Here is a 22,156-nt window from a genome sequence, read left to right on the forward strand (position 1 = left end):
CCGTGGTGCCCCTCGCAGGTCGCGTCAGACCAGGAGGCCTCCGCAATGACCGCCACCCCTCGTACGCCGCTTTCGCAGCTCGAACAGGGAATCCCCTTCGAGCAGCGGCACATCGGCCCCGACGCCGAAGCCCGTGCCAAGATGCTCGCCCAGGTCGGCTACGGCTCGCTCGACGAACTCACGGCAGCCGCGGTACCGGACGTGATCAAGAACGCCGAGGCCCTGGAGCTGCCCGGCGCGCGTACCGAGGCCGAGGTGCTCGCCGAGCTGCGCTCGCTCGCGGACCGCAACCAGGTGCTCGACTCCATGATCGGGCTCGGTTACTACGGCACGTTCACGCCGCCGGTGATCCTGCGGAACGTGATGGAGAACCCCGCCTGGTACACGGCCTACACGCCGTACCAGCCGGAGATATCGCAGGGCCGCCTGGAGGCGCTGCTCAACTTCCAGACCGTCGTCGCCGAGCTGACCGGGCTGCCCACCTCCGGCGCCTCGCTGCTCGACGAGGGCACCGCAGCGGCCGAGGCCATGGCGCTCTCCCGGCGCCTGGGCAAGGTCAAGAACGGTGTCTTCCTCGTCGACGCCGACGTGCTGCCGCAGACCGTCGCCGTGATCAGGACCCGGGCCGAGCCGACCGGTGTCGAGGTCGTCGTCGCGGACCTGGGCGAGGGGATCCCGGCCGACGTCGCCGAGCGCGGTGTGGTGGGCGTCCTCCTCCAGTACCCGGGCGCCTCCGGAGCCGTACGGGACATCAAGCCGCTCATCGACCGGGCGCACGAGCTGGGGGCGGTCGTCTCCGTGGCCGCCGATCTGCTGGCGCTCACGCTGCTCACCTCGCCCGGCGAGCTCGGCGCGGACATCGCCGTGGGCACCACCCAGCGCTTCGGCGTGCCGATGGGCTTCGGCGGCCCGCACGCCGGCTACATGGCGGTGCGCGAGAAGTTCGCCCGCAGCCTGCCGGGACGGCTCGTGGGCGTGTCCGTCGACGCCGACGGCAACAAGGCCTACCGGCTCGCGTTGCAGACCCGCGAGCAGCACATCCGCCGCGAGAAGGCGACCAGCAACATCTGTACCGCGCAGGTGCTGCTCGCCGTCATGGCCGGCATGTACGCCGTCTACCACGGCCCCGAGGGCCTGCGGACAATCGCCCGGCGCACCCACCGGTACGCGACGATCCTCGCCGAGGGCCTCAAGGCCGGTGGCGTCGACGTCGTGCACCAGGCGTACTTCGACACCCTGACGGTCCGGGTCCCGGGGCGCGCCGCCGACGTCGTGAGCGCGGCCCGAGAGGGCGGCGTCAACCTCCACCTCGTGGACGCCGACCAGGTGTCGTTCGCGTGCGACGAGACCACGACGCGGGCGCAGCTGGCCGCGGTCTGGACGGCGTTCGGCGTCGACGCCGACGTGGAGGCGCTCGACGCCGCGGCGGCCGACTCGCTGCCCGCAGGTCTCCTGCGCACCGACGAATACCTGACCCACCCGGTGTTCCACCAGTACCGCTCCGAGACCGCGATGCTGCGCTACCTGCGCCGCCTCGCCGACCGCGACTACGCGCTCGACCGCGGCATGATCCCGCTGGGCTCCTGCACCATGAAGCTCAACGCGACCACGGAGATGGAGCCCGTGACCTGGCCGGAGTTCGGCCAGCTGCACCCCTTCGCGCCCGCCGAGCAGGCGCAGGGCTATCTGACGCTGATCCGTGAGCTGGAGGAGCGGCTCGCCGAGGTCACCGGGTACGACAAGGTGTCGCTCCAGCCCAACGCCGGCTCACAGGGCGAGCTCGCCGGACTGCTCGCGGTGCGCGGATACCACCGCGCCAATGGCGACGACCAGCGGACCGTGTGCCTGATCCCGTCCTCCGCGCACGGCACCAACGCCGCCAGCGCCGTGATGGCAGGCATGAAGGTCGTCGTGGTGAAGACCGCGGACGACGGTGAGATCGACGTCGAGGACCTGCGCGCCAAGATCGAGCAGTACCGCGACCAGCTCGCCGTCCTGATGATCACCTACCCGTCCACGCACGGCGTCTTCGAGGAGCACGTCGCCGACATCTGCGCGGCCGTGCACGACGCGGGCGGCCAGGTGTACGTCGACGGCGCCAACCTCAACGCCCTGGTTGGCCTCGCCAAGCCCGGTCACTTCGGCGGCGACGTCTCGCACCTGAACCTGCACAAGACGTTCTGCATCCCGCACGGCGGCGGCGGTCCCGGCGTCGGCCCCGTGGCCGTGCGCGGACACCTCGCCCCGTACCTGCCCAACCACCCGCTCCAGCCCGCCGCGGGGCCCGAGACGGGCATCGGCCCGATCTCCGCCGCCCCGTGGGGCTCGGCCGGAATCCTGCCGATCTCCTGGGCGTACGTACGCCTCATGGGCGGCGAGGGCCTCAAGCGCGCCACGCAGGTCGCGGTGCTGTCCGCGAACTACATCGCCAAGCGCCTCGAGCCGCACTACCCGGTGCTCTACACCGGTCCCGGCGGCCTCGTCGCGCACGAGTGCATCATCGATCTGCGTCCGCTCAGCAAGGCCACGGGCGTCAGTGTCGACGACATCGCCAAGCGCCTCATCGACTACGGCTTCCACGCGCCGACCATGTCCTTCCCGGTCGCGGGCACACTGATGATCGAGCCGACGGAGAGCGAGGACCTGGTCGAGCTCGACCGGTTCTGCGAGGCGATGATCGCCATCCGCGGGGAGGTCGAGAAGGTCGCGAGCGGCGCCTGGCCCGCCGACGACAACCCGCTGCGCAACGCCCCCCACACGGCCGCCGCGCTCGGCGGCGACTGGGAGCACGGCTACACCCGCGAGGAGGCGGTCTTCCCGGCCGGAGTGGTGGTGGCGGACAAGTACTGGCCGCCGGTGCGCCGCATCGACCAGGCGTACGGCGACCGGAACCTGGTCTGCTCGTGCCCGCCCCTGGATGCGTACGAGGACTGATGCCGCGGCAGCACCCGTGACGGCGGCATCTGTCGTGCGGTGGCGGCGGACATGAGTCAGGGCCGGTTCGGACGGAAGTCCGGGCCGGCCCTTGGTGTGCGTGGTGGACGGCTCAGGCGGCCGTCATCACCTGGCTGGTGCCCAGCGGTCGGTGCGGGGCGATGATCTCGCCGTTCGGCAGCAGCTCACCGGTGTCCTCGAAGAGCAGGACGCCGTTGCACAGCAGACTCCAGCCCTGCTCGGGGTGGTGCGCCGCGAGGAGCGCGGCCTCCCGGTCGGCGGATTCGGCTGTCGGGCAGGGTGGCTGGTGCTGGCACATGGAAGGGTTCTTTCGCTGGGTCGTGATGGTGGGGACGTCTGTCCCACGGCTCGCTGAGGTGTTCATGGTCGTTCCCCCGTTTTCTTCGGTCCGATCCAGTGTTGCCCTACGCGCGTGATTCCGCAGGGATTTTGCTGTAGCGGGTTCCTCTTGCTCAAGGACGTATCACCCGCCCGGACGGTTCAGCCCAACTTCCCTGTCCCTTTGGGTGGTTCGCCGTAGCCGAAGTGGGCTAGTCCGGTTGGGCAGCAGGGTTCAACAGGCTTCCAGGGCAGCACAGTGCAGCACTCGACAGGGCTCGGCAAGGCATGCGACTCGAGCCCTGCTCGCCGAGACCTGGAGCGCGTGTTGGCGGTGGCGCGGCCGGGGGCCGCCGGAGTCAGGCGGGGGAGCCCAAAAGCGGGGCCGGGGTGAGCCGGTGGGTGAGCACGGGCAGCAGGTCGGCGGCGCGGTGCGGGCGGTGGGCCGCGATGCCCGGGGGCGCGGGGGCGAGCGGTACCAGGAGGTCGGTGGGCGCGAGGGGCCCCTCGGCGCCGTCGTCCGTGCAGTCGGCGTGCAGCCACAGCACGAGCATGTAGAGCTCCGGCATGGAGAGCAGCCGGGGCTGGTAGGCCTTGGGTATCGCCTCGGCGTGGTGCAGTGCCCGCTCGGCCGACGCGATGTACGGGCCTTCGCAGAAGTGCGAGAACGCCCAGCCGTCCGGCGTGAGCATGGTGTCCGCGGCGGCCACCGTGCGTTCACCGCTGCGGATCAGGAAGCGCCAGCCGGTGAGCTTCGTCGGGGAGGCGCCGGCCGCCGTGGCGCGCTCCAGCTCGTGCACGGGCAGGGGCAGTTCGGCACTCGTGGGGCCCTTGGCGGCACGCAGGGACGGGGTGCGGGCTTCGCGGACGGCGGTCGGGGAGCCGAGTGCCGTGAGGACGCTGCGCAGGGCGGGTGCGGGAGCCGGGGGGACGTACAGGGGCATGGTGGGTCGCCTCTCTCGTTCGACAGGCACGGTGGAGCGGGGGCGGGTGCGGGTGCGGACGACGCTGTCAGCTCTGGGCCAGAGGGGCGGGGCGGGGCAGGGGGACCGCGGCGCCAAACTCTCTGCCTCAAGCGCGGAGTTTATACGACATATGTTCAGGCATTGTTTCCACTAGCCGTTGTGGACAGCGTCTGCAAGTCGCTATCCGGTCGCGCGTCTGGGGTGTTTCTCCCGGTTCCGGATCCCGGCTGCCGGTCGTGACCTCGGTATTCTCTGGGGGTGCGGTCGGCTGGTTCTCATCGGTTTTTTTCACCACAACCGGAAGGTCGAAAACCGCAAGCCTCTTCATGCCCCGTGAATGTGCCGTGTGGAAACTCACTCCACCATAGGGGGTCATGGCCCCGCGTGGGGCGTTACGGATCACATCGGATGGGCATCATCCCCCGTACACAGCAGCGGCCGGGTCGCCGGCAGCCCATCCGAGGAGGGACGCTTCGATGGGGGAGAAGGTCGCGGCAGAAACGTTCGACCTGTCCGATCGCCACCAGTACCGGATCAAGCTCCAGCGGTGCTTGACCGGACTTGGACGACTCCTTGAGGAGCAGCGGTTCGACCGGCCCAAGAATCTGATGGGTCTGGAGATAGAGCTGAATCTGGCGGGTCCCGACGGGATGCCGAGAATGATGAATGCTGAAGTTCTCGAGCGCATCGCGAGTCGTGATTTCCAGACGGAGCTCGGAATGTTCAATCTGGAAGTGAACATCGCCCCGCACCGGTTGGGTGGACGCGTTCTCGACCGCCTCGCCGAAGAGCTGCGCACGGGTCTCGGCTATGCCCACAGGAAAGCGATCGAGGTGGACGCCGGGATCGTGATGATCGGCATTCTGCCGACGCTCTCGCGTCACGACCTGGTCTCCGCGAACCTCTCCGACGCCGACCGCTACACCCTGCTCAACGATCAGATCGTGGCCGCGCGCGGTGAGAGCTTCTCGCTGGACATCGAGGGCGTGGAGCGGTTGACGTGCACCTTCGCGTCGATCGCGCCCGAGGCGGCCTGTACGTCGGTGCAGCTGCACCTCCAGGTCACGCCCGGCAAGTTCGCCGCCGTGTGGAACGCCGCGCAGGCCGTGGCCGCGGCACAGGTCGCGGTCGGCGCCAACGCGCCGTTCCTGTTCGGACGCGAACTGTGGTGCGAGTCGAGGCCGCCGCTGTTCCTCCAGTCCACGGACACCCGGCCGCCCGAACTCCAGGCACAGGGGGTGCGGCCGCGCTCCTGGTTCGGCGAGCGCTGGATCACCAGCGCCTACGAGCTGTTCGAGGAGAACCTGCGCTACTTCCCGGCCCTGATCCCGCTGTGCGAGGACGAGGACCCGCTGGCCGTCCTCGACGCGGGTGGCGTGCCGCGGCTGAGCGAGCTGGTGCTGCACAACGGCACGGTGTACCGCTGGAACCGGCCGGTGTACGGCATCGCGGACGGCGTGCCGCATCTGCGGGTGGAGAACCGGGTGCTGCCCGCCGGGCCCACGGTCACCGATGTGATCGCCAACGCCGCCTTCTACTACGGAGTGGTCAGGGCGCTCGCCGAGGAGACGCGGCCGGTGTGGTCACGACTGCCGTTCGAGGCCGCGGCCCGCAACTTCGAGAGCGCTTGCCGCCACGGCGTCGAAGCGAGTCTGGAGTGGCCGCGGCGCGGGCGGTACGGCGGGACGACACAGGTGGCCGCCGTCGATCTCGTACGGGACGAGCTGCTTCCGCTGGCCGCGGCGGGTCTGGACGCGTGGGGCGTGGAACCCGCCGACCGGGACCTCTATCTCGGCGTGATCGATGAACGGTGCCGCAGGCGGGTCAACGGGGCCGCCTGGCAGACGGCGACCTATCACCGGGCCCTGGAGCGCGGCATGGAGCGGGACGCCGCGCTCGCGGCCACCACGCGGCGCTACTGCGAGCTGATGCACGGGGGTGAACCGGTGCACACCTGGCCGGTGGGGCTGCCGGAACCGGCGCTGCCGGGGCGCTGAGGGCGGTTGGGCGGCTCGGCTCGTCTTGGCGGTTCGGCTGCCGCCGCGCAGGCGCGTGCGTCGTCGCCGGGTCGGCGCGTATGCCGTCGCCGGGTCGGGGGTGCCGGGGCGGGTACGCGGGGTTGGTTGCCGCGTCCGGCACGCCGGGTCGGGCACGCTGGACCCTGGCGCGTGGAGGCGGGGACCCACACGTCGTACGCGGGCTCGGACGCGTCGTGGTGCAGCTCGCCCAAGACCTCGTACGTCCCGCGCGGTGACCGTCGTCGCGGTGGGGCACGGAGTGCCACCGGCCGCGTGGGCGTGGGTCGGCTGCTTCCTTCCCGCGTCCATCGGGCAAGCTGTGACATCCCACGGCGGTGCTGCCCTCCCGGGTGCTGTGGCGCGGTGCGGGGATGCGGCGGGATTACTCAACTGGAGGCAGGGGTGCAAGCGGAGCCGGGGCCCATGGCCGGTTCTTTTACCGAGACGGGGCCCTCGCGGCGGTTCCTCCGGGACGAGACGCTGCTCGTCCTGGCGCTCTCGCTGGGCGCGAGCGGAGTGTCCGCGCTGATCAGCTTCATCGGCTCGGTCACACGGCCCGGGGGTCTCAAGGACCAGGCGGCGACCCTCAACTCCTCGGCCGCCCCCGGTCGCCCCTGGCTCGACCTCGCCTGGCAGCTGTTCGGCATCACCACCGCGCTCGTGCCGGTGGCGCTGGTCGCGCACCTCCTGCTGCGCGAGGGCTCGGGGCTGCGGTCCATCGGCTTCGACCGGAGCAGGCCCTGGCCCGACCTCGGCCGGGGCACCGTGGTGGCCGCGGTCATCGGCTCCACCGGCATCGCCTTCTACCTGGCGGCCCGCGGCCTCGGCTTCAACCTCACGGTGGTGCCCGAGGACCTGCCGGACGTCTGGTGGAAGTACCCCGTGCTCGTGCTCTCCGCGCTCCAGAACTCCGTCCTGGAGGAGGTGATCGTCGTCGGGTATCTGCTGCGGCGCCTCGACCAGTTGGGCTGGACGCCGACGGCGGCGCTGGTCGGGAGTTCGGTGCTGCGCGGCTCGTACCACCTGTACCAGGGCATCGGCGGGTTCGTCGGGAACATGGCCATGGGGGTGGTGTTCGTGCTCCTGTACCGGCGGTGGGGCCGGGTCGGGCCGCTCGTGGTGGCCCACTCCCTGCTCGACATCGGGGCGTTCGTGGGCTACGCCCTGCTCGCGGGCAAGGTGGGGTGGCTGCCGACGGCCTGACACCGCGACCGGGTCACGCCAGCAGATCACCCTCGATGACCGTGACCGCGGTGCCGGTCAGCAGGGTGCGGTCGCCGCGTACGGCGGTGCCGACGAGCCCGGAGCGAGCCGAGGCCTGGAGTCCCCGCAGGTCGCTGCGGCCCAGGCGGGCGCTCCAGAACGGGGCGAGCGCGGTGTGCGCGCTGCCCGTCACCGGGTCCTCGTCGATGCCGACGTTCGGGAAGAAGCCGCGTGAGACGAAGTCGTAGCCCCGGGAGGGGTCCGCGGCGAGCGCGGTCGCGATGACTCCGCGCCGGGAGTACCGGGCGAGGGCCCGGTGGTCGGGCCTGAGCGCGCGGACCGTCTTCTCGTCGGCCAGCTCGACCAGCAGGTCACCGAGGTGCGGTCCCGTGTCGTGCACGGAGAGCGGCTCGGCGCCGAGGGCCTCGACGGCCTGGTCCGGGAGCGTGGCCGGGGTGAGGGGCGCGGTCGGGAAGTCGAGCGTGATCGTGCCGTCGGCGTGCGCCGTGGCCAGGAGGACGCCGGCCCGGGTGGCGAAGCGCACGGGGCCGGTGGCGGCGCCCGTGGTGTGCAGGACGTGCGCGGTGGCCAGCGTGGCGTGGCCGCACAGGTCGACCTCGGTGGCGGGCGTGAACCAGCGCAGCGCCCAGTCGGCCGCGCCGCCCGCCGGGAGCCGGTGCGCGTACGCGGTCTCGGCGTGATTGACCTCCGCGGCCACCTGCTGGAGCCAGGAGTCGTCGGGGAAGGCGTCGAGGAGTACGACACCGGCGGGATTACCGGTGAAGGGGCGGTCGGCGAAGGCGTCCACGACGCGGATCCGGGTCGGTGCGGTACGGGGGGTCGCAGCAGTCATGAGGCGACGCTAAGGGGCCGACCAGGAGCACGGCCAAGGCCAATCGCGGCCAACTGGCCTTGGTTGGGGCGTGGCGGCGTCGATTTGGCCATGTGTGCGAGGCGCAATCGGAGGTGATGCTCGGTGGGGGGTTGTCGTAAGAACAGTCCCGATATATCGTTGAGACATCGCGACTGATCAAAGAATCTCCAGCACGGAACGACGAAAGGGATGATCGACATGCGTTCCCACGGTTTTGAGCACGAGCACCGGCACGGACATGGACACGGACGCGGGCGTGGCCCGTACGGACCCGGCCGCGAGGACGGGGAAGGCTTCGAAGGGCGGCGCGCGGCGTTCGGCCCGTTCGGGCCCGGCTTCGGTGGCGGCCCCTGGGGCGGCGGTCGCGGCGGCCGGGGCGGACCTCGGGGCAGGGCGCGGCGCGGTGACGTACGCGCCTCGATCCTGGCCCTCCTGAAGGACCGTCCGATGCACGGTTACGAGATGATCCAGGAGATCGCCGAACGCAGCGGCGGGGCGTGGAAGCCCAGCCCGGGCTCCGTCTACCCGACCCTCCAGCTCCTGGAGGACGAGGGCCTGATCGCCAGCGAGAGCGAGGGCGGCAAGAAGCTCTTCGCACTCACCGACGCCGGGCGCGAAGCGGCCGCCGAAGGTCCGGACGCGCCCTGGGAAGAGGCCGGGCGCGGCGTCGACTGGGAGGCCCTGACCGAGATCCGGCAGGCGGGCTTCGGCCTGATGGAAGCGTTCGGCCAGGTCTGGAAGAGCGGCTCCAAGGAGCAGTGCGAGAAGGCGCTCGCCGTTGTCAACGACGCCCGCAAGAAGATGTATCTGATCCTTGCCGATGAGGACTGAGGCGAAGCGCCTCGCTGTACGGAGGCGTCCTGCTGTACCGGGGCACCCTGCTGTACGAGGCACCCTGCGCGGATCGCGTGGGGTGCCTCGCTGTCGCCCTGTCGCCCAGTCGCCGAGTCGATGGGTCGACAGGTCGACGGGCCGGTCGGGGCACCGGAACGCCGGGGTGTCCTCAGCTCACGAGGCCGCCCAGCTTCCGCAGTGATTCGTTCAGCGCGGCCGTCGCCGAGTCCTTGAGTCTGCCCGCCATCAGCGACACCGCGGCGCCGGTGAACCGGCCATCGATGCGGACGGTCGTCGCGTCGCCGTCCGGGACGAGCGTGTAGCGGGTGCCGACGTCGACACCCATCGGGCCCTTGCCCGTGATCGCGAGGGTGCGGGCGGTCCGAAGGTCCTCGATCGTCCAGTTCACCTCGGCGGGAAAGCCCATCAACTTCAGGTTCTCCGCGAAGGTGCCGCCCACCGCGAGCGTCGTGGGGCCGCCCTTCGGGAAGCTGGTGTGGGTGGTGTTCCACCGCCCGTACGAGGGGAAGTCGATGAGCTGCGCCCAGACCTTCTCCGCCGGTGCCTCGATGCGTGCTTCCGCGCTGACTTCGGCCAAGGCGACCACCTCTTCTCGTCGGGTGCTGCGGCAGGCGCAGTCACGGTGTCGCGGAACGTAGCCGGGGTGCCTGGAACATTCAATACTGATGAACCGTCAGTTCTGGTGGGCCGGTAGGGTTGGTCTCTTTGCCGGTGGGGGCTCGATCGCCGTCGGCTGCTCCGCCCGGAACGTGGGAAGGCCCCCGATGCCCCTGACCGTCCACTCCACCGTCGTCCAGCGGCTGCGCGCGGCAGGCTGCGTGTTCGCCGAGGACGAGGCGGACGTGCTGCTCGCTGCGGCGTCGGACGCCGGTGACCTCGACGCCATGGTGGCGCGCCGGGTGAGCGGGCTGCCGCTGGAACACGTGGTGGGGTGGGCCGAGTTCGGGGGACTGCGGATCGCCGTCGACCCCGGCGTCTTCGTGCCGCGCCGCCGTACGGAGTTCCTCGTCCGTGAGGCCGCGTCGCTCGCCGGACCCGGTGCCGTGGTGGTCGATCTGTGCTGCGGTTCGGGCGCGCTCGGAGCCGCGCTCGCCGCCGCGCTCGGGCGGGTCGAACTGCACGCGGCGGACGTCGACCCGGCCGCGGTGGCGTGCGCGCGCCGCAATGTCGGGTCCGCGGGCCGCGTCCACGAGGGCGACCTCTACGCGGCGCTGCCCGGAGGGCTCGCGGGCCGCGTCGACGTGCTGCTCGCGAACGTTCCCTACGTTCCGTCGCACGAGGTGGCGCTGCTGCCGTCGGAGGCCAGGGAGCACGAGGCGCGGGTGGCCCTCGACGGTGGCTCGGACGGGCTCGACGTGCTGCGCCGGGTGACCGTGGACGCGCCGCGGTGGCTGGCGCCGGGCGGACGGCTGCTTTTCGAGACCAGCGAGCGCCAGGTGCCTGCGGCGGTCACGGCGGTGCGGGCGGCCGGGCTTGCGGCGCGGGTCGTGACGGACGAGGAGCTGTACGCGACGGTCGTGGTGGGGACCGCCGCCGGGGTCGGGGGGTAGGGACCGTCGCCGGAGGTTCGCCGTCGGCCGGGGCGCGGCGACTGACGTCTCGCGCACCCGGCGTGCTGTGTCACCATCGACCTGGCGTGCGGTGACATCACTTACCTGGCGTGCACCTACCTGGCGTGCGGTGCCATCGCTCACCTGGCGTGCGGTGCCGTCGCTCAACCGACGTGCGGTGCCGTCACTCACCCGACGTGCTGTATCACCGCGGCGTCGAACAGGTCCAGGGCGCGGGGGAACGGTCCCTCGTCATGGCAGTGCCAGGCTTCCCAGAACAGGTCCGCGGGCAGTGCGTCCGAGGGGGCGTACACCCGGTACACATACAACCTGCCGTCCACTGCCGGCAGGGTGACCAGCCAACACCTGCTGTCCATGTGTGTCACGACGAGCGCCGGTGCGCGGCGGTTGCGATCCCGGCGCGAAGCAAGACGGCGCGCGCCCCACCTGGGGGAAGGGTGAGATGTCATCCGTAAGGAGGACAACCCGGTCGCCCGTGCCCACCCTGTGTCGGACGGCGAAATGCTTCCCGCCGCCGATGCCCGGTGCGCCGTAGGACTGATGGGGTGGGGGGTGTGCAAAGCCGTACCTCCCAGGGCGCCGAACCCGGCTCGACCCCCGCAGACATCGAATCCGGCCTGAGCGCGGCGTTGACCTCGGTGACGGCGGGCGCGCGCCGGCGTGCGCTGCGGGACGGGGACCGGCAGGTCGACACGGCTCACCTGCTGCACTCGCTCCTCGAGTACGAACCACGGGTACGGTCCGTCTTCGACGGCGGGGCGCAGATCGCGCGCCTGCTCGGCTATCTCGTCCAGCGCAGCATCGGGTACGGGTTGCAGTGGCAGGGCACCGTGGAGGACTCGGGCGCCGTGCCCCTGGTCGCCGCGGCCAAAGAAACGTTTCTCTCGCCCGCGGCGGCGGGAGCCATGGAAGCCGCGCTCGAGCGTGCCCTGCTGCGCGGCGAGCCGCAGGCCGACGGGGTCGACCTGCTCGTGGCCCTGGCCTCCGACACCGAGTGCCGCGCGGTCGAGGTGCTGCGTCGCGCCGGGGTCGACGTACCGGTACTGCTGCGGCGGATCGACGCGGAGGACGCGTGCGGGCGCGATTCCGGGGCGGGTCTCCGGGTGTGAGTCGGTGGGGGGCGGTCGGTGGGCACGGGTCGGTGCCCCCGGCCGCGGGGCCCAATTCGGTGCGCTCGGCCGCTGGGTCCGGGGCGGTGGGCCCGGGCGGTGGGCACGGGTCGGTGAGCTCGGGGCAAGGTTGGCCGCTGGGTCCGGGTCGGTGCGCCTGGCCGCTGGGCTCCGGTGCTGATCTCCGCCGCTGGGCTCCTGCGTCGGGCTCGGACCGTCCGATGGGGCCGACGGCGTCCGCCCGTTGAGACAGGGGTCATCCAGCGTGACGGTCATGACGTCGGCTGTCATCATGTGCCGATGCTCGGGTCTCGGAAGAAGTCACAGGGCGGTGCGCCCGGCGAGGTGGAGCGCGGCAGAGGGCTCGGCCTCGGCCTCGCCCTGCTGTCGGCGGTCGCGTTCGGCGGCTCGGGTGTCGCGGCGAAACCGCTGATCGAGGCGGGCCTCGACCCGCTGCACGTGGTGTGGCTGCGGGTGGCGGGCGCCGCCCTGGTGATGCTGCCGGTCGCCTGGCGCCACCGCGCGCTCGTCAGGCGGCGGCCCGCACTGCTCGCGGGCTTCGGCCTGCTCGCCGTCGCCGGTGTGCAGGCCTGCTACTTCGCCGCGATCTCGCGCATCCCCGTCGGCGTCGCCCTGCTCGTCGAGTACCTCGCTCCGGCCCTTGTGCTCGGCTGGGTGCGGTTCGTCCAGCGCAGGCCCGTCACCAGGGCCGCGGCCCTCGGCGTGGTCCTCGCCGTGGCCGGTCTCGCCTGCGTCGTCGAGGTGTGGTCGGGCCTCGGCTTCGACGCGGTCGGCCTGCTGCTCGCGCTCGGCGCCGCCTGCTGCCAGGTCGGCTACTTCGTCCTGTCCGACCAGGGCAGCGACGCGGGGGACGAGGCGCCGGACCCGCTCGGGGTCATCGCGTACGGACTGCTCGTCGGCACCGTCGTACTCACGCTGATCGTGCGCCCCTGGGGCATGGACTGGGGGGTGCTCGGGGGCAGTGCGGCCATGGACGGCACGATGGTTCCCGCCTGGCTCCTCATCTGCTGGATCGTGCTCCTCGCGACCGTCGTCGCCTACGTCACCGGCGTGGTGGCCGTCCGCAGGCTGTCGCCGCCGGTGGCAGGTGTCGTGGCGTGCCTCGAAGCGGTCATAGCGACCGTCCTGGCCTGGGTGCTGCTCGGCGAACGCCTGTCGGCGCCGCAACTCGTCGGCGGCGCCGTCGTCCTGGCGGGCGCGTTCATCGCCCAGTCGTCGACACCGGTGAAGCCGCAGCCCCCGGCGGACCCCGTCCCGGACTTCGAAGGGGAGTTGTCCCGCAGCGGCGGTGCCGCCTAGGGTGGCGATCATGAACGCACGCGCACTCGTTCTTCCGCCCCCGGCCGCCTAGCGCGGGCCTCCCACGGATCACGTCCGGCCACCGGCCGGGCGGAACGGTGCTGCCCGCAGACGTCCTTCCAGGACCGGCGTCACCGGGCCCCGCGCCCGCTCGTGTCCCCACACCCCGTACGTACGCCGTACGGATGTGCACACGCACGCGCACGTTCGCGCGCCCGTGACGCGGTCTCCTTCCTGAACTTCTGCGGAGAATCCACGTGTCGAGCGTGTCGAGCGTGTCAAGTGCGTCGAGTGCGTCAAGTGTGTCGTCGGGTGCGTCCTCGAGTACGCACCGTCCCGCCCCGTTGTCCGTCGGGCGCGGTCTCTTCTTCCTCGCCGTCGCCGGTGTCGCCTGGGGCACCGCGGGGGCTGCCGCGTCGCTGGTCTTCTCGGACAGCGACATGGGGCCCGTCGCCCTCTCCTTCTGGCGCTGCGCGGGCGGGTTCGTGCTGCTGCTCGCGGTGCGGCTGGCGCGAGCGGCGCGACGGCGGCGTGCGGGGCGCGTTGGTCGCGCCGGGCGCTTCGGGCAGGTCGTGGGCTCCGGACAGGCCGAGGGCACGGGGCAGGCCGAGGGCACAGGGCAGGTCGTGGCCTCCGGGCGTCCGGGCCCGGGCGAATGCGTGCCGCGGCGGAGCAAGGTGCTGCGGATCGTCGTCATCGGCGTGACCCTTGCGGTCTTCCAGACCGCCTACTTCGCCGCCGTGCAGGCCACGGGGCTTGCTGTCGGCACTGTCGTCACCCTGGGCGCGGGCCCCGTCCTCATCGCGCTCGGCGCCCGCCTCGCCCTGGGGGAGCGGCTCGGGGCCGGCGGGGCGTGTGCGGTAGTCGGCGCACTCGCCGGACTCGGGGTGCTGTTCCTGGGCGGCGGGGACGCCGCGATCCGTCCGTGGGGCGTCGCGTCCGCGCTGCTCTCGGCCGCCGGCTACGCCGCCATGACGCTGCTGACCCGGTGGTGGGGGCGCGACGGCGGGACGGACTCCTCGGACACGACGGTGTGGTCCCTCGCGGTGGTGTCGCTGTGCCTGCTGCCCCTCGCCGCGGTCGAAGGGCTCGTGCCGCACACCGCCGAACCCGTGCGCGTCCTGGGACAGCTGCTCTACATCGCGGCCGTGCCGACCGCGATCGCGTACGCGCTGTACTTCGCAGGGGCGGCGGTCGTCCGCTCCGCGACCGTCTCCGTGATCATGCTTCTGGAGCCGGTGAGCGCGGCCGTCATCGCCGTCACCCTGCTCGGCGAGGAGCTGAACGCGGCGCCCGTCGCGGGGACGTGCCTGCTGCTCGCGGCGGTCACGGGGCTCGCGGCGGCCGAGGCGCGGGGGGCCGCTCGGGAACGGCGGGAGCGGCGGGAGCGGTGTGCGGGTACCGGCGCGGATACGGAGGTGTGCACGGTGTCGCCCTGCCGGTAGGTACGTGGGTTACGTAGGACCTCAGTGACGGGAGGCGGTACGGACACTTCCGGTCCCGTAGTGGCACGCCCGGTGCGCCGCAGGCCCGGGCGGCGGTCCCGGCGTCAGCGGCCCATCGCCGTCTCGCGGTTCATGCGGGACAGCTTCTCGGGATTGCGGACGGCGTAGAGGCCGGTGATGAGGCCGGCGTCCAGACGGAGGGCCACGATCGTGTCGATCCGGCCGTCGCGACGGAGGATCAGGGCCGGGTGGCCGTTGACCAGGGTCGGTTGCAGCAGGGATCCGCTGAGCCTGGCCAGGACCTCCGTCACGTCGGCCACGCCCACCACCGGTTCCACGGCGGCCCGGACGACTCCGCCGCCATCCGTCAGGAGGACGACGTCCGGGGCGATCATGTTGAGGAACCCCGTCAAGTCGCCGGTTTCCACCGCTTGTTTGAAGGCGGCGAGTGCGTCGCGGGTCTGGGACGGGGAGACCGTCTCGCGAGGGCGGCGCGCGGCGACGTGGGCGCGGGCCCGGTGCGCGATCTGGCGGACGGCGGGCGGGGTCTTGTCGACGGCCCGCGCGATCTCGTCGTAGCCCAGGGCGAAGACGTCCCGCAGCACGAACACGGCACGCTCGGTCGGCGCGAGGGTCTCCAGCACGAGGAGCATCGCCATGGAGACGCTGTCCGCCAGCTCGACGTCCTCGGCCACGTCGGGCGCGACGAGCAGCGGCTCGGGCAGCCACGGGCCGACGTAGGACTCCTTGCGGCGGCGGAGTGTGCGAAGGCGGGTCAGGGACTGGCGGGTGGTGATGCGGACCAGGAAGGCGCGCGGGTCGCGGACCGTGGCGTGCTCGACGCCCGACCAGCGCAGCCACGTCTCCTGGAGGACGTCCTCGGCGTCGGCCGCCGAGCCCAGCATCTCGTAGGCCACCGTGAACAGCAGATCGCGGTGGGAAACGAAGCTGTCCGTGGCCGTGGTCGCCCCCGCGTCGATACCGGCATCCCTGTCCACCATCATCAGTTCCCGACTTCTGTCTCGCTACGTGTGGTGCGTGTCGTACACGGGACGCCGCCGGCCTCGGTCGTGTGACAGCCGTGCCCCGTAACCCATGTCACATCCGCCCCGTGTCACAGGAGCGCGGCGACCGGCGCCTCATGGGCATCAGCCACACGATTCCCTGAGTGAGGAAGCCCGATGGAAATCCGTATGAACCTGTTCGACACCGAACTCGGCAAGAAGGTCGGCAAGCGGATCTACGCCGTCAGCCAGGTCATCCAGGAGTCGCCGCTGCCCAGGTCCACCCAGGAGCTGGTGCAGCTGCGAGCGAGCCAGATAAACGGCTGCGGCTTCTGCGTCGACATTCACGGCAAGGACGCCGCCGCAGCCGGCGAGGACGCGGCCCGGCTCGGCCTCATCGCCACCTGGCGGCATTCCTCCGTGTTCACCGACGCCGAGCGAGCCGCGCTGGCCCTCACCGAAGAAGGCACCCGCATCATCGACGCATACAAGGGTGTCACTGACGAGACCTGGGCCCGGGTGCGCAAGCACTACGACGAGGAGCAGGCCATCGCCCTCGTCTCCCTCGTCGCCATGATCAACGCGACCAACCGGCTCGGCGTGATCCTCAACAACCAGGGAGGCTCCTACACGCCCGGCAACCTGGCCACCATCGCCGGTTGACGCACCGAGACCGGCCCCGATGCAAGGAACGGGGCCGGTCTCGGTGGGCGAGCATCGCCGCGTCAGATCTCGGTCAGATAGTCGGGGACCTCGATGCCCGGGGCGAGGTCGGCCGAAGGGATGAGGGGGTCGTAGCCCTTGCGCAGGGGGACGACGCCGGACCAGTAGGGGAGGTCCATGTCCTCCGGCTCGTCGTTCGGGCCGCCCGTGCGCGTCTTCGCCGACACCTCGTCGAGGTCGAGGCTGAGCACAGCGGTGGCGGCGAGCTCCTTGGCGTTGGCGCGGCGGGAGTCGGCGGACCTGCCCGGCACGACGTGGTCGACGAGGGCGTCGAGGGCGGCGCGCTTCTCGTCGGGGTCCGTGACCTGCCGGGCGATGCCGTGCACCATCACCGAGCGGTAGTTGATGGAGTGGTGGAAGGCCGAGCGTGCCAGGACGAGCCCGTCGACGTGCGTGACGGTCAGACACACCGGAAGGCCCGGATCCGACGCGCTCCCCGAAGCTGTGTCCTCCGTAGGCCGACTCTCCGAAGCCGTCTCCTCCGTAGACCCGCCTTCCGAAACCGTGTCCTCCGTAGACCCACTCCTCGAAGTGGCGTCCTCCGAAGACGTGCCCTCGGGCGCGGCACCCGCCATCCGCAGGGGTCGCGAGCCCGTCGACCCGTGCACGTACAGCCGCTCGCCGACCCGGGCGTACAGCGTCGGCAGCACGACGGGCGCGCCGTCGCGTACGAAGCCGAGGTGGCAGACGTAGGACGCGTCGAGTATCGCGTGCACCGCCGCGCGGTCGTACGTGGCGCGGTCGCGGGAGCGGGTGGGGACGGTGCGGTCGGTCGGTGCGTAGGAGGCGCTCCCCGGCGTGGCCGGCTGCGTCGTCGTCTCCATGGCCTTCTCCCTCAGTTCACGGGGCGCTCTGCGCGGGCGCTCCGGTTGGCGTCATCATTGCACTAGTGCATAATGTGTATTGTGCTAGGAGAGTATCGGATCGAAGGCCGCCGCGCAGCCGAGATCGCGGCGAGTGTGGAGCGCGCGGTGGGCCGCGGCGAGCTGGAGCCGGAGCAGTTGCTCCCTCCCATGCGGGAGTTGGCGGGTCGTCTCGGCGTGAACCCCAATACGGTCGCGGCGGCGTACCGCACCCTGCGGGAGCGCGGGGTGATCGAGACGGCGGGGCGGCGCGGCAGCCGCGTGCGCAGCAAGCCGGCCACGACGGCCCGTGAGTACAGCCGCCTCGACGTGCCGCCGGGAGTGCGCGACGTCGCCAGCGGCAACCCGGACGTGGCCCTGCTGCCCCCGCTGGCCGACGCGTTCGCGGCGGCGGCGGCTCAGGCCGACCGGAGCCCGGCGCTGTACGGCGAGGCTCCCGTGGTCCCGGAGCTCGGGCGGTACGCGCGTGCCGCCCTCGACCGGGACGGGGTGCCGGACGGCCCGCTCGCCGTCACCTCCGGGGCCCTCGACGCCATCGAGCGGGTCCTTGCCGTGCGCCTCAAGGTGGGGGACGCCGTGGCCGTCGAGGATCCCGGCTGGGGCAGTCTGCTCGACCTCGTGTCCGGGCTCGGCCTGCGGGCCGTTCCGGTCCGCATGGACGACGAAGGGCCACTGCCCGACGAGGTGGAGCGGGCCCTGAGGTCCGGTGCGCGGGCCCTCGTCGTCACCAGTCGCGCGCAGAACCCGACCGGCGCCGCCATCGGTGCCGCACGCGCGCGTGCCGTGCGCCGGGTGCTGGCCGGGCACAAGGAGACGCTGGTCGTCGAGGACGACCACGGTCACGGCATCGTCGACCTGCCGCTGCACACGCTGTCGGGCGTCACGCACGCGTGGGCCTTCGTCCGCTCCACCGCGAAGGCGTACGGGCCCGACCTGCGGCTCGCTGTCCTCACCGGCGACCCGGAGACCGTCGACCATGTGCAGGGCCGGATCAGGTTCGGGCCCGGGTGGGTCAGCAAGGTGTTGCAGCGGGCCGTCCTGAGCCTGTGGGAGAGCGGCGCCGTCGACGCGCGGGAGGTCGCGGGGGCGTACGGGCGCAGACGCGACGCGCTCATCTCCGCGCTCGACCTGCGGGGGGTCCTCGCGTACGGCCGCAGCGGCATGAACGTGTGGGTTCCGGTGCCGGACGAGACCGGCGTGGTCGCCCGGTTGCTGCACGCGGGCTGGGCGGTGGCGCCGGGGGCGCGGTACCGGCTCGGTGCGCCGCCCGGCATCCGGATCACCGTGTCCGCGCTGTCCGGTGACGACATCGAGGAGGTGGCGGACGCGGTGGCCGCGGCGGTGGGGCCCGCGCCCGCGCGGCGCTACGGGTGAGCGGTACCACGAGTGAGGGGTACTAGGGGTGAGGTCGCCGGGGCGCCCGGGGTCTCCCGGGGCGCGGTTTGGACTGGGTGAGCGCGGCCCCGGCGAGGACGACGGCAGCGCCGACCGGCGTGGTCCAGGTCAGCGACTCGCCGAGCACGGCGACGCCCGCCGCCGTCGCGATGACGGGGATGAAGTACGTGACCATCTGGGCCGTGGTGGGGCCGACCTCGGCGACGATGCCGTACTGGGTCAGGAGCGCGATGCCCGTGCCGAGCGCGCCGAGGGCCACGACCGCGAACAGCGGGCCCAGCGGGAGGTGCGTCGGCACCGACGTGAACAGCGGCGTCACCACCGCCAGTTCGATCGTCGCCATAAGCAGCTGCGCGCCCGTGAGGGAGAGGTTCGAGTGTCCCGAGCCCGCCAGCGTACGCCGTATGTAGATCCAGCCGATCGGATAGCTCAGTGAGGCGAGCAGCGCCATGGCCGTGCCCCGGGGCTCCAGGTCGCTGAAGCCCTGCCAGACGCCGAGCACCGTGAGGACGCCGACGAAGCCGAGTACGAGTCCCGCGACCCGGCGCCGCGTCGGCCGGTCCTCGGAGAGTGCGACCAGGGCCAGAAGCATGCCCCACAGCGGTGACGTCGCGTTGCAGATCCCGGCCAGGGTCGACGGAATGGTCAGCTCCGCGTAGGCGAAGAGGGAGAACGGCAGCGCGTTGAGGAGCAGGGCGGCCACCGCGAGATGCGCCCACACGCGCGGGGAGCGCGGCAGTCGCTCGCGCTTGGCGACCAGGAACGCCGCGACCACCGCCGTGCCGAAGAACAGTCGGCCGAGCGTCACCTGGAACGGTGCGTACCCCTGGGTCCCGACCTTGATCAGGAGGAAGCTGAATCCCCAGATCAGGGACAGGGCGGCGAAGCGGACCCGCCAGTCGAGGGTGTGCCGTCCCGCGGGGGCCGGGGGCGGCGGGGGAGCGGGGGCGGGCATACCGGGCGCGGCGGTGGTCGGTGTCGTTGCCGGTGCGGTGTCCGGTGCGGTGGCCGAGGTGGTGGCCGGGGTGGAAGGGGCCGCAGGGGTGCTCATGTCCACCACGATGAGGCATCCCACATCTTAGTACAAGCGAAATTTTTTGCCAGCTATCGCGTAGCATTGCTTATATGTTGAACTTGGAGCGCCTGCGGACCCTCGACGCCCTCGCCCGGCACGGATCGGTGAGCGGTGCCGCGGCGGGACTGCATGTGACGACGTCCGCCGTGTCGCAGCAGATGACCAAGCTGGAGCGGGAGGTGGGCCAGCAGCTGCTCGCGAAGAACGGCAGAGGCGTGCGCCTCACCGACGCGGGCCGCCTGCTCGCCGACCACGCCGCGCGCATCCTCTCCCAGGTCGAGCTGGCCCAGTCCGACCTGGAGCAGCAGCGCGGCAAGGCGGTGGGGGAGCTGCGGATGGCCGCGTTCCCGACCGCGATGCGCGGCCTGCTGCCCGCGGCCCTTTCGTCCCTGCGCGTCGGGCACCCGGGCCTGCGCGTCAGCGCTCAGGAGCTGGAGCCGCAGCAGGGCGTCAGCGGTGTGGTGCGCGGCGACCTGGACGTGGCGGTGGTCCTCGACTGGTACAACAAGCCGCTGCCCGTGCCCGAAGGTCTCATGAAGGCACCGCTCCTCGACGACCCCGCGGATGTCGCGATGCCCGCGGCCCATCCGATGGCCGACCGCCCCGAAGTCGATCTGGACGACTTCGCCGAGGACGAGTGGATCACCTGGGCGGAGGGCGAGTTCTGCCACGAGTGGCTGATGTTCACGCTCCGCGCCAAGGGCTTCGAGCCGCGCATCGCCCACCGCGCGGAGGAGCATCACACACAGCTCGCCCTCGTCGCGGCGGGGCTCGGGGTGTGCGTGGCGCCGCGCCTCGGGCGCGACCCGATGCCGACGGGCGTGCGGACGGTGCCGGTGCGGCACCGGGTGCGGCGTCATGTGTACGTGGTGTGGCGCGCGGACGCCGACCGCCGCCCGTCGATCCGGGCGGCGGTGGAGGCGCTGAGGGTGGCGGGGGCCGGTCTTGGCTGAGGCCGCCGGGGGCAGGGGCGGCGGCGCGACAAGTCCGCGGGCCTTGAGCCTGTGGCTACGGACCTGCGGCCCTACCGCTGCGCGGGGCTGCGGCCCTGCGTTGCTAAAGCCCTGCGGGGCCACGGCTGCGCGGAGCCACTGCTGCGCGGGCCCACGCCCCTGCGTTGCTACAGCCCTATGGCCCTACGGCCGCCCCAACTTGCGGAAGTCCCAGGAGACGATCGCCTCCGGCGTGAGCCGCAGCCATGCGTGCCGACCGTCGTGGACCATCTCGTCCAGGCCGAAGTTCTTGCGGGCGAAGAGCCTCTCCGGCACGTCGAGTTCCGGGCACGGCGCACCGGTGCGCGGCACCTCGCCGACGGACTCGGCGGTGCCCGTCAGCTCCACGCCGCGCAGTTCCTCGTACGCCTCACCCGTGTCGACGACCACGGCGAGCCGCGGGTCCCGGCGCCAATCGGCCCACCTCCTGCTTCGTGTGATCGAGTACAGCCACAGTGATGTGCCGTCCCACGCGAACCACAACGCGCTGACGTGCGGCGCGCCGTCGGCGGACACCGTCGCGACCCGGCAGGTGCGCTCGGTGGTGAGAAAGGCGTCCACCTCGCCCGGCGTCATCATGATCCGGCGACCGCGCCGCTGCGTCTCGGCCATGTGTCGTCCTCTCCTTGCTCGTACGGGAACCTGCGCACTGTCCGCCGTAATTGACCAAACGTCAGGAAAGCATGGAGTGTCTTCCGTCGCGAGGCAATGCCGGTTAGCCTCCCGCGCACCGCCACCCAGGGGGGAGCCATGCCGTCCTTCGAACAGCTCCGGGAGATGCTCGATCCCGCGACGAGCGTGCTGCTGACCGTCGAGTGCCAGCAGGGCGTCGTCGGCACCGAGAGCGCGCTGCCCGAACTGGCCGAGGAGGCACGCGCGTCCGGTGCGCTCGTCAACGTCGCGAGGCTCGTGGCTGCCGCGCACCTCGCCGGTGTCCAGGTCCTGCACGCCGTGGCCGAGCGGCGCCCCGACGGCCGCGGCGCCAACCGCAACGCCCGGCTCTTCCGGGCTGCCGAGCGGCTGCCCGTGCAGCAGCTGTCCGGGACCACCGCCGTGCGGATCGCGGCGCCGATCGAGGTCGCCGAGGAGGACTTCGTCGTACGCCGACTGCACGGCCTCTCACCGCTCGCGGGCACCGGGGTGGACCCGCTGCTGCGCAATCTGGGCTGCCGCACTCTGCTGGTGACCGGGGTCTCCGCCAACGTGGCGATTCCGAACGCCGTCTTCGACGCGGTGAACCTCGGCTACACCGCAGTCGTGCCCGCCGACGCCATCGCGGGCGTACCCGCCGACTACACCCCCGCCCTGGTGCGCCACACCCTCGCCCTGGTCGCCACGGTCACGACGACGCAGGACGTCCTCGGCGCGTGGAAAAGGTTGCGCCGCACTGGGTGAACCTCCCGGTGCGACGCGGCCCCGGGGCCTGTCACGGGACGGACCCCGGACCGACGCGCGCTGAGCACACGCAGGG

At 72.0% G+C, this 22,156-nt stretch carries 21 protein-coding genes; 12 read left to right on the forward strand and 9 right to left on the reverse strand.

Translation table 11 applies throughout. From position 1 onward, the window contains the following. Window positions 1-45 precede the first annotated feature (45 nt). Entirely contained in the window at window positions 46-2,934 is a 2,889-nt protein-coding gene (gene gcvP / locus ACH4DX_RS33635) for an aminomethyl-transferring glycine dehydrogenase (RefSeq protein WP_398157850.1), read from the forward strand. Between the two features lie 112 nt (window positions 2,935-3,046). Here the strand turns inward: gcvP and ACH4DX_RS33640 are convergent, their stop codons facing one another. Continuing rightward, window positions 3,047-3,253, reverse strand: a complete 207-nt coding sequence (locus ACH4DX_RS33640) for a DUF5999 family protein (protein WP_030571484.1) — start codon at window positions 3,251-3,253, stop codon at window positions 3,047-3,049. A gap of 379 nt (window positions 3,254-3,632) precedes the next feature. Then, on the reverse strand, window positions 3,633-4,217 hold the full coding sequence (locus ACH4DX_RS33645; RefSeq protein ID WP_398157851.1) for a hypothetical protein: 585 nt from the start codon (window positions 4,215-4,217) through the stop codon (window positions 3,633-3,635). Between the two features lie 497 nt (window positions 4,218-4,714). Between ACH4DX_RS33645 and ACH4DX_RS33650 the strand changes: the two genes are divergently transcribed. Beyond that, window positions 4,715-6,235 carry a glutamate--cysteine ligase gene (locus ACH4DX_RS33650; RefSeq protein ID WP_398157852.1) on the forward strand — a complete coding sequence of 507 codons (1,521 nt, stop codon included), beginning with the start codon at window positions 4,715-4,717 and terminating at the stop codon, window positions 6,233-6,235. A 423-nt stretch (window positions 6,236-6,658) separates the two neighbouring features. After that, the gene (locus ACH4DX_RS33655; protein ID WP_398157853.1) at window positions 6,659-7,459 is read left to right on the forward strand and encodes a CPBP family intramembrane glutamic endopeptidase; all 801 of its coding nucleotides are present in this window, start codon (window positions 6,659-6,661) and stop codon (window positions 7,457-7,459) included. Between the two features lie 13 nt (window positions 7,460-7,472). On the opposite strand, the gene ACH4DX_RS33660 is transcribed toward ACH4DX_RS33655, so the two are convergent. Further along, on the reverse strand, window positions 7,473-8,312 hold the full coding sequence (locus tag ACH4DX_RS33660) for a PhzF family phenazine biosynthesis protein (protein ID WP_398157854.1): 840 nt from the start codon (window positions 8,310-8,312) through the stop codon (window positions 7,473-7,475). Window positions 8,313-8,531: 219 nt separating this feature from the next. Here ACH4DX_RS33660 and ACH4DX_RS33665 point away from each other — a divergent pair, with 219 nt between their 5' ends. Further along, a complete protein-coding gene (locus tag ACH4DX_RS33665) occupies window positions 8,532-9,164 on the forward strand; it encodes a PadR family transcriptional regulator (protein ID WP_398157900.1) in 633 nt (210 codons plus the stop codon). A 172-nt stretch (window positions 9,165-9,336) separates the two neighbouring features. Here the strand turns inward: ACH4DX_RS33665 and ACH4DX_RS33670 are convergent, their stop codons facing one another. After that, window positions 9,337-9,765 carry an SRPBCC family protein gene (locus ACH4DX_RS33670; RefSeq protein WP_398157855.1) on the reverse strand — a complete coding sequence of 143 codons (429 nt, stop codon included), beginning with the start codon at window positions 9,763-9,765 and terminating at the stop codon, window positions 9,337-9,339. 187 nt (window positions 9,766-9,952) lie between these two features. Here ACH4DX_RS33670 and ACH4DX_RS33675 point away from each other — a divergent pair, with 187 nt between their 5' ends. Next, window positions 9,953-10,738 carry a putative protein N(5)-glutamine methyltransferase gene (locus ACH4DX_RS33675; protein ID WP_398157856.1) on the forward strand — a complete coding sequence of 262 codons (786 nt, stop codon included), beginning with the start codon at window positions 9,953-9,955 and terminating at the stop codon, window positions 10,736-10,738. A gap of 188 nt (window positions 10,739-10,926) precedes the next feature. On the opposite strand, the gene ACH4DX_RS33680 is transcribed toward ACH4DX_RS33675, so the two are convergent. Next, window positions 10,927-11,115: a hypothetical protein gene (locus ACH4DX_RS33680; RefSeq protein WP_398123735.1), complete on the reverse strand. Its 189-nt coding sequence runs from the start codon at window positions 11,113-11,115 to the stop codon at window positions 10,927-10,929. Window positions 11,116-11,313: 198 nt separating this feature from the next. Between ACH4DX_RS33680 and ACH4DX_RS33685 the strand changes: the two genes are divergently transcribed. The 3 genes from ACH4DX_RS33685 (at window position 11,314) to ACH4DX_RS33695 (ending at window position 14,633) form a co-directional block, all read left to right on the forward strand. Next, window positions 11,314-11,868, forward strand: coding sequence for a Clp protease N-terminal domain-containing protein (locus ACH4DX_RS33685; protein WP_398157857.1), 555 nt, complete (start codon window positions 11,314-11,316; stop codon window positions 11,866-11,868). Window positions 11,869-12,168: 300 nt separating this feature from the next. Then, window positions 12,169-13,188 (forward strand): EamA family transporter, encoded by a 1,020-nt coding sequence (locus ACH4DX_RS33690; RefSeq protein ID WP_398157858.1) that lies wholly within the window; start codon window positions 12,169-12,171, stop codon window positions 13,186-13,188. Between the two features lie 344 nt (window positions 13,189-13,532). After that, complete coding sequence (locus ACH4DX_RS33695) at window positions 13,533-14,633, forward strand: DMT family transporter (protein ID WP_398157859.1); 1,101 nt, start codon at window positions 13,533-13,535, stop codon at window positions 14,631-14,633. 104 nt (window positions 14,634-14,737) lie between these two features. On the opposite strand, the gene ACH4DX_RS33700 is transcribed toward ACH4DX_RS33695, so the two are convergent. Continuing rightward, complete coding sequence (locus ACH4DX_RS33700) at window positions 14,738-15,637, reverse strand: RNA polymerase sigma-70 factor (RefSeq protein WP_398157860.1); 900 nt, start codon at window positions 15,635-15,637, stop codon at window positions 14,738-14,740. A 177-nt stretch (window positions 15,638-15,814) separates the two neighbouring features. On the opposite strand from ACH4DX_RS33700, the gene ACH4DX_RS33705 reads away from it, so the two are divergent. After that, complete coding sequence (locus ACH4DX_RS33705) at window positions 15,815-16,300, forward strand: carboxymuconolactone decarboxylase family protein (RefSeq protein ID WP_398157861.1); 486 nt, start codon at window positions 15,815-15,817, stop codon at window positions 16,298-16,300. 62 nt (window positions 16,301-16,362) lie between these two features. Here the strand turns inward: ACH4DX_RS33705 and ACH4DX_RS33710 are convergent, their stop codons facing one another. Continuing rightward, entirely contained in the window at window positions 16,363-17,184 is an 822-nt protein-coding gene (locus ACH4DX_RS33710) for a pyridoxamine 5'-phosphate oxidase family protein (protein ID WP_398123729.1), read from the reverse strand. A gap of 81 nt (window positions 17,185-17,265) precedes the next feature. Between ACH4DX_RS33710 and ACH4DX_RS33715 the strand changes: the two genes are divergently transcribed. Then, window positions 17,266-18,597, forward strand: a complete 1,332-nt coding sequence (locus tag ACH4DX_RS33715; RefSeq protein WP_398157862.1) for an aminotransferase class I/II-fold pyridoxal phosphate-dependent enzyme — start codon at window positions 17,266-17,268, stop codon at window positions 18,595-18,597. A 22-nt stretch (window positions 18,598-18,619) separates the two neighbouring features. On the opposite strand, the gene ACH4DX_RS33720 is transcribed toward ACH4DX_RS33715, so the two are convergent. Further along, a complete protein-coding gene (locus ACH4DX_RS33720; RefSeq protein WP_398157863.1) occupies window positions 18,620-19,669 on the reverse strand; it encodes a DMT family transporter in 1,050 nt (349 codons plus the stop codon). A 74-nt stretch (window positions 19,670-19,743) separates the two neighbouring features. Here ACH4DX_RS33720 and ACH4DX_RS33725 point away from each other — a divergent pair, with 74 nt between their 5' ends. Further along, the gene (locus ACH4DX_RS33725; protein WP_398123726.1) at window positions 19,744-20,646 is read left to right on the forward strand and encodes a LysR family transcriptional regulator; all 903 of its coding nucleotides are present in this window, start codon (window positions 19,744-19,746) and stop codon (window positions 20,644-20,646) included. 183 nt (window positions 20,647-20,829) lie between these two features. Here the strand turns inward: ACH4DX_RS33725 and ACH4DX_RS33730 are convergent, their stop codons facing one another. Then, window positions 20,830-21,297 (reverse strand): pyridoxamine 5'-phosphate oxidase family protein, encoded by a 468-nt coding sequence (locus ACH4DX_RS33730; protein ID WP_398157864.1) that lies wholly within the window; start codon window positions 21,295-21,297, stop codon window positions 20,830-20,832. Between the two features lie 138 nt (window positions 21,298-21,435). Here ACH4DX_RS33730 and ACH4DX_RS33735 point away from each other — a divergent pair, with 138 nt between their 5' ends. Continuing rightward, window positions 21,436-22,080 carry a cysteine hydrolase gene (locus tag ACH4DX_RS33735; RefSeq protein WP_398157865.1) on the forward strand — a complete coding sequence of 215 codons (645 nt, stop codon included), beginning with the start codon at window positions 21,436-21,438 and terminating at the stop codon, window positions 22,078-22,080. The last annotated feature ends 76 nt before the right edge of the window (window positions 22,081-22,156 follow it).

It is taken from the genome of Streptomyces sp. NPDC017940 (assembly GCF_044328435.1).
GTDB lineage: Bacteria > Actinomycetota > Actinomycetes > Streptomycetales > Streptomycetaceae > Streptomyces.

Excerpts from the sequence above, each read along its gene's own strand:
- gcvP (WP_398157850.1), top strand. The coding sequence starts at position 46 with ATGACCGCCACCCCTCGTACGCCGCTTTCGCAGCTCGAACAGGGAATC.
- ACH4DX_RS33640 (WP_030571484.1), bottom strand. The coding sequence starts at position 3,253 with ATGTGCCAGCACCAGCCACCCTGCCCGACAGCCGAATCCGCCGACCGG.
- ACH4DX_RS33645 (WP_398157851.1), bottom strand. The coding sequence starts at position 4,217 with ATGCCCCTGTACGTCCCCCCGGCTCCCGCACCCGCCCTGCGCAGCGTC.
- ACH4DX_RS33650 (WP_398157852.1), top strand. The coding sequence starts at position 4,715 with ATGGGGGAGAAGGTCGCGGCAGAAACGTTCGACCTGTCCGATCGCCAC.
- ACH4DX_RS33660 (WP_398157854.1), bottom strand. The coding sequence starts at position 8,312 with ATGACTGCTGCGACCCCCCGTACCGCACCGACCCGGATCCGCGTCGTG.
- ACH4DX_RS33665 (WP_398157900.1), top strand. The coding sequence starts at position 8,532 with ATGCGTTCCCACGGTTTTGAGCACGAGCACCGGCACGGACATGGACAC.
- ACH4DX_RS33675 (WP_398157856.1), top strand. The coding sequence starts at position 9,953 with ATGCCCCTGACCGTCCACTCCACCGTCGTCCAGCGGCTGCGCGCGGCA.
- ACH4DX_RS33680 (WP_398123735.1), bottom strand. The coding sequence starts at position 11,115 with ATGGACAGCAGGTGTTGGCTGGTCACCCTGCCGGCAGTGGACGGCAGG.
- ACH4DX_RS33690 (WP_398157858.1), top strand. The coding sequence starts at position 12,169 with ATGCTCGGGTCTCGGAAGAAGTCACAGGGCGGTGCGCCCGGCGAGGTG.
- ACH4DX_RS33700 (WP_398157860.1), bottom strand. The coding sequence starts at position 15,637 with ATGATGGTGGACAGGGATGCCGGTATCGACGCGGGGGCGACCACGGCC.
- ACH4DX_RS33705 (WP_398157861.1), top strand. The coding sequence starts at position 15,815 with ATGGAAATCCGTATGAACCTGTTCGACACCGAACTCGGCAAGAAGGTC.
- ACH4DX_RS33710 (WP_398123729.1), bottom strand. The coding sequence starts at position 17,184 with ATGGAGACGACGACGCAGCCGGCCACGCCGGGGAGCGCCTCCTACGCA.
- ACH4DX_RS33720 (WP_398157863.1), bottom strand. The coding sequence starts at position 19,669 with ATGAGCACCCCTGCGGCCCCTTCCACCCCGGCCACCACCTCGGCCACC.
- ACH4DX_RS33725 (WP_398123726.1), top strand. The coding sequence starts at position 19,744 with ATGTTGAACTTGGAGCGCCTGCGGACCCTCGACGCCCTCGCCCGGCAC.
- ACH4DX_RS33730 (WP_398157864.1), bottom strand. The coding sequence starts at position 21,297 with ATGGCCGAGACGCAGCGGCGCGGTCGCCGGATCATGATGACGCCGGGC.
- ACH4DX_RS33735 (WP_398157865.1), top strand. The coding sequence starts at position 21,436 with ATGCCGTCCTTCGAACAGCTCCGGGAGATGCTCGATCCCGCGACGAGC.